The sequence below is a fragment of the Streptococcus sp. Z556 genome (assembly GCF_053010225.1).
Genome location: NZ_JBRKNU010000011.1, coordinates 1 through 5,219, shown reverse-complemented (window position 1 = coordinate 5,219; position 5,219 = coordinate 1). Strand labels below are relative to the sequence as shown.

Here is a 5,219-nt window from a genome sequence, read left to right as displayed (position 1 = left end):
TAGGTACTTGTCCAAGTTTTTCAAGGTAATTTTTGCTTTACCACCCTTGTCATTACCACTTGATGTTACAACTGCTTCCCCAATCGTTACTTGCGTAGCTGGGTCAACCAACTGTTGAGTGCCGTTGTAGACTGTCATTGGTGCTGGAATGTCGAAAGTGAAATAATCACCATTGTTCAAGTTTTCATTGTATTGTTTGAGATCAAACGTTACACGAAGCTTGTAGGCATTCCCTGTACGAACTGCATAATCTCCCTCAGATGTTACATTCTGTTTCGTATCTGAAGCATCCAACAACTCAACACCTGTAATAACTTGCGTTAATTCCTTTGGCGTCGGGTCATCAGCTTTAACAGTATTTGTCGAAACAGATGTAAATGTCAAGACAGAAAGAGCTGCAGCTGAAAGTTTTGAAAGCAATTTCAGCATTTTGCTTTTTGCCATGTTTTCCCCTCTTTTCTATATTTTGTTTTCAATGTTCTTAATCCCTCTCCTGAGAAATGAAGAAGAAATCACAGATTATTTGATATTTACTAGTTAAAGCCCTCCAAACACTTTAAATATTAAACATAAATAACCACATACATTCTAGCATGATACGTGCCACTCTGTCAAGTAAAAGAAAATCAATTTTAACTATTTTACGAATAAAATAATTTGTGTTAAAAAATAATTTTAATTTTCTAGTTTGATTTCTTGACTCAAACTACTTGATTTGTTAAAATAGATTGTCTACATTATATTTGTATATGTTATTATGGTTATTTTCTACGGATTATTACATAAATTCATTATTGATACAGGTATAGTTGTATGTCAAATATAGAATATTTTTTAAAAGGGAATTGTAATTTTATGAAAAAATTGCGAAAAGTTAAGAAGCACTGGGTTGCTGTTTCAATTGGAATTGTCACTTCAGCCTTATTAGTCAATAACGTAGCTGCTAATGAGGTCGGAGGAGAGACCTCAGATGTTTTAAAATCTACTACAGTATCATCTTCAACGATTGAAAAATCCAATGAAGCGGGTGAAACTCCAAGGCCTACTGTGAATGATACTGATGCCAGTTTAGCGCCAAATCACCCCTCTACCTCTTCTTCCAATATATCTGGCAGTGCTACTACTGTAGTTGAAACTCCTACGAAGTCAGCAGATAGCAAACAGATAGGACGAAGTGTTTTCCGAAGTGTAAGCGCATCCACTCCTGCGGAAGCAAATAAAAGTCAGTCTAAAGAATCTGTACCGACTGAGCCTGCTGAATCAACCGAACCTGTTCTAAAACCAGAAGTAAAAGCTGACGAGGAAGCAATTAAAGCAAAAGCCATTCCTGAAATACCAAAAGAAAACCAATCAAAGAAAATTCAAGATGCCATCACAGAAGATGTAAGAACCGTTGTTTCAAAACCAACTGTTGAAGGTGTTGAGTATGATGTTCACTATGATCATAAAAACAAATGGTACTATGTCAATGCTACTGATTTTGGCTTGAATGTAGCTGATAACCAAGATGATACTCTCGCTGTTAATAAAGCACTAAAAGCAGCAAATGAAATTGTAATGGCTGATCCAGATGGTAAACAACATACTGGTGTTGCCGTCAAACTTTCTGGAATCGTCAATGTAGCTCGTGATAAAGGCGAAATTGATCACTATAAAATTTTAACATACGGATCAGGTGTCCCTATGCCTATACAAAAAGGACGAATTGATGGTGTTCAGAATCTTTCGCATGTTACGAAAGAAGAATATGAAAATCTCCGTGTAGACTCGGATGGACTTGTTCGTTATGTTAGTTCTAACGGAGAAAACCTTACAGGAATAGCACTGCCTATCTATCGCAAGAGCGAGAATGGCTCCTTTAATCAAATTAAAATCGGTTCAGAGCACTCAAATGTAACCGGTCTCTTTGGAGACGGTCCAGGAACAACCGTATTAAAAACAAATTTAGTTCAACTAGGAAATCCTTGGGACAGCAATGAGAATGATACAGACAATCGCGACCATGCTGTTTTGCTAGTTGAAAATCAAAATGGATTCCTTGTGAAAGATTTATCTGTTTCTATCCAAAACTTAAAAGAAGCTTTTGGAGAACAACACGATGGCTTCTACGTCAAAGGAATGCCTTACTATGGAAAAGTCGACGGCGTCTTCGTCAATGACTCTGATAATGTAACTGTTGAAGGTGTTGAAGCAAGTGGAGCTAACAAAGCTGGAATTCGTTTTGGTTCCACTCATAATAGTGTTTCAAATATTTCTCTACCTGGTTGGGGTCGCCCTCGCTCTGTGAGTAATTTGATTGCTGGAAAAGCTCCTGGTTATACTTTCAGTAGTCTAAACTTAGGTGAAAACAATAAAGTATTAAACAGTAATACTCACAATAACCGAGTGGCTGGAGTTCAATTCTCTTACCAAACCAATATCCTTATTGAAGGAACAACCACTTCTGAAAATGGACACAAATTAAACGGAAGTACAGGTTATGGTTTCGCTTCAGAGGCTGGATCCTACAATAATGGAATTGTTTTCCGAAACAATACGAGTACCTATAACTATCGTAAAGGTTTAGATATTCACGACGGTGACCGAATTTTAATCGAAAATAACGTTTCATACGGAGATCGCTTGTTAGGTATCTCTGTCTACAACCGAAACTTTAAAATGGAAAATGTTGTCATTCGAAACAACGTTGTCACACAAGATAAAACAAATCGTCTAGTACGAGATGACTTGAAAGTTGACGGAAAATTCACACATGGTCATGATTACCTCCAGTATGAAGCAATTCATTTGCAAACGAATGAAAAATCTCAGGACTTGAGTGCAGACGGAGCCGTAGGTTATTTTGAAATTAGTAATAACCGCATTCAAGATCTAGATTCATCAGGTAGAACCGCTACAAACCAAGACTACAATACAAATGCTATTCTTGTTCGTATGCAAGAACCTTACCTAAACTATGTACTTAATATTAAAAACAACCAAATCACTGGACACTCAGCAAACGATTTGATTAAGATGATTAACTCTTCTAATGACAATATTAAGGGAACAGCTACATTATCTGATACAAGTAAATTTGCAAACGGATTGGGATATGGTTCTGGTTCCATCAACATTAGTAATAATAAAGTCGAGCTTGAAGAACTTTACGGTGATCCAAATAAAGATTTATCTGCTATTACAATCGCTGAATCGACTAGTAATTTTAATGTCGCAGATAAAAATATTCGAGCTAACCAAGATAAGTTCCGCGGATCTGTTGTTTTCCAAAACAATGACATTAAAGTCAAAAAAACTTTCATGAGTACTAGACCTGGCATCATCGGAAAACAAAAGACAATGCCTATCATTTCTATTACAACAAATGCGGAGGGCGTTCTTTTTAAAGACAATAATCTTGACTTTGGGGAAATCACACAATCTTTAGCTAAAAATGCTGCAACACAAACACCATTAATTAGCTTAAACGGAAATAACGGAACTTTAGTGCAACCAGGATTAGGATTTGGTATTAATACAACTCGTACTCCAAGTAACCTCCCAAATACACTGAGTCGAACTCAACCTCTAGCTTTTATTGGTAATGATATTAAAATTTCTAATATTAGTTATGCTAACAATGTCGATTTACCAATTCGTGTATTAGAAACGAACAATCTAGTCCGATATACTGAAAATAATACCTTCACTTCTGACTCAGAAATTACAGTTTCTACTACCGATACAAAAACCGATCCACTTGGCAATGCGATCTATAAGCCTACAACCGAACGCCTCACTCCAAACAAGGAAAAGAATAACGCTCAATTCAATATGGGAGTCAGCCGTTTTTCAACAAGTTCTCCTAGCTTAGTCAATAGTTCAGAAGAGACTGTCCCATATGAAACAATCTACGTGAATGACAAGACCATCGCTGCTGGAACAAGTATTGAAAAAACTCCTGGTGTAACTGGGAAGAAAATTGTAAATACCTATGCAACTAGCGTTGATAACTCTGCTTATGAGAAAACAAGTGGAACCAATATCATGAACTACGGTCTCAGAAATTACTACGAGACAACAAATATTCGGGAAGCGACTGATAATGATCGCATTCCTGGCTTGCTTCGAGCAGACTATACAACGACAGATGGCAAAATTATGACAGCCACTAAAACTTATAGTTACACTGATACTAAAAAACAAACTCAAACAACTGAGATGACTTATCGCTACGAAAACCTTCCAATTGGTTTGAAGAACGATACGCAGTATACATTTACTGATGAAAATGTAACTACGACACCGCAAAATCGTGTTGTCCATGTAGGTACACGAACTTCCAAAGCTATTGGAGCATTTGATCAGTTTGATGTCGATTTCGAAACAGAATATGTAAACGATGATACTATTCTAGTCGGTGATACTGTCATCAAAACTCCTGGTGTCAAAGGAATCCGTACTGTTTCTTATCGAGAAACCCGAGATAATGATACAAATGATCTAATTTCAAGAGAACAAGTTTCTGATAGTATCACTACTAAACCTATTAAGCAAGTCGTACTTGTGGGAACAAAACCACTTACTAGAACTGCTCAAAGAACTGAGAAACAGGATATTGATTTCGATATCGTTAAAGTTCCTTCTGATAAGCTATTTGTTGGTGAAGAAGAGATTCAAACTCCTGGTGTTAAAGGTACTAGAACTATTGTTCATGAAGATACCATTGACAACCGAAACAATACTGTGATCTCGTCTCGTGTTATCTCTGACGAACAAACTCAGCCTGTCAACCAGATTGTATTAGTTGGAACCAAGCCACTAACTGTAACTACTCAAAGAACTGAGAAACAGGATATTGATTTCGATATCGTTAAAGTTCCTTCTGATAAGCTATTTGTTGGTGAAGAAGAGATTCAAACCCCTGGTGTTAAAGGTACTAGAACTATTGTTCATGAAGATACCATTGACAACCGAAACAATACTGTGATCTCGTCTCGTGTTATCTCTGACGAACAAACCGAACCTGTTAAACAGATCGTACTTGTGGGAACAAAACCACTTACTGTAACCGCTCAAAGAACTGAGAAACAGGATATTGATTTTGATATCGTTAAAGTTCCTTCTGACAAGCTATTTGTTGGTGAAGAAGAGATTCAAACCCCTGGTGTTAAAGGTACTAGAACTATTGTTCATGAAGATACCATTGACAACCGAAACAATACTGTGATCTCGTCTCG

2 protein-coding genes are annotated in these 5,219 nt (G+C 36.9%); one reads left to right on the top strand and one right to left on the bottom strand.

Annotation, left to right across the window (positions count from 1 at the left end; all coding sequences use genetic code 11):
* Positions 1-444, bottom strand: a 444-nt coding sequence (locus tag ACVC7S_RS08640; protein WP_447266852.1) for an Ig-like domain-containing protein, incomplete at its 3' end; no start/stop codon positions are given.
* 411 nt (positions 445-855) lie between these two features.
* Here ACVC7S_RS08640 and ACVC7S_RS08635 point away from each other — a divergent pair.
* A partial coding sequence (locus ACVC7S_RS08635; RefSeq protein ID WP_447266851.1) for a G5 domain-containing protein occupies positions 856-5,219 on the top strand: 4,364 nt, incomplete at its 3' end.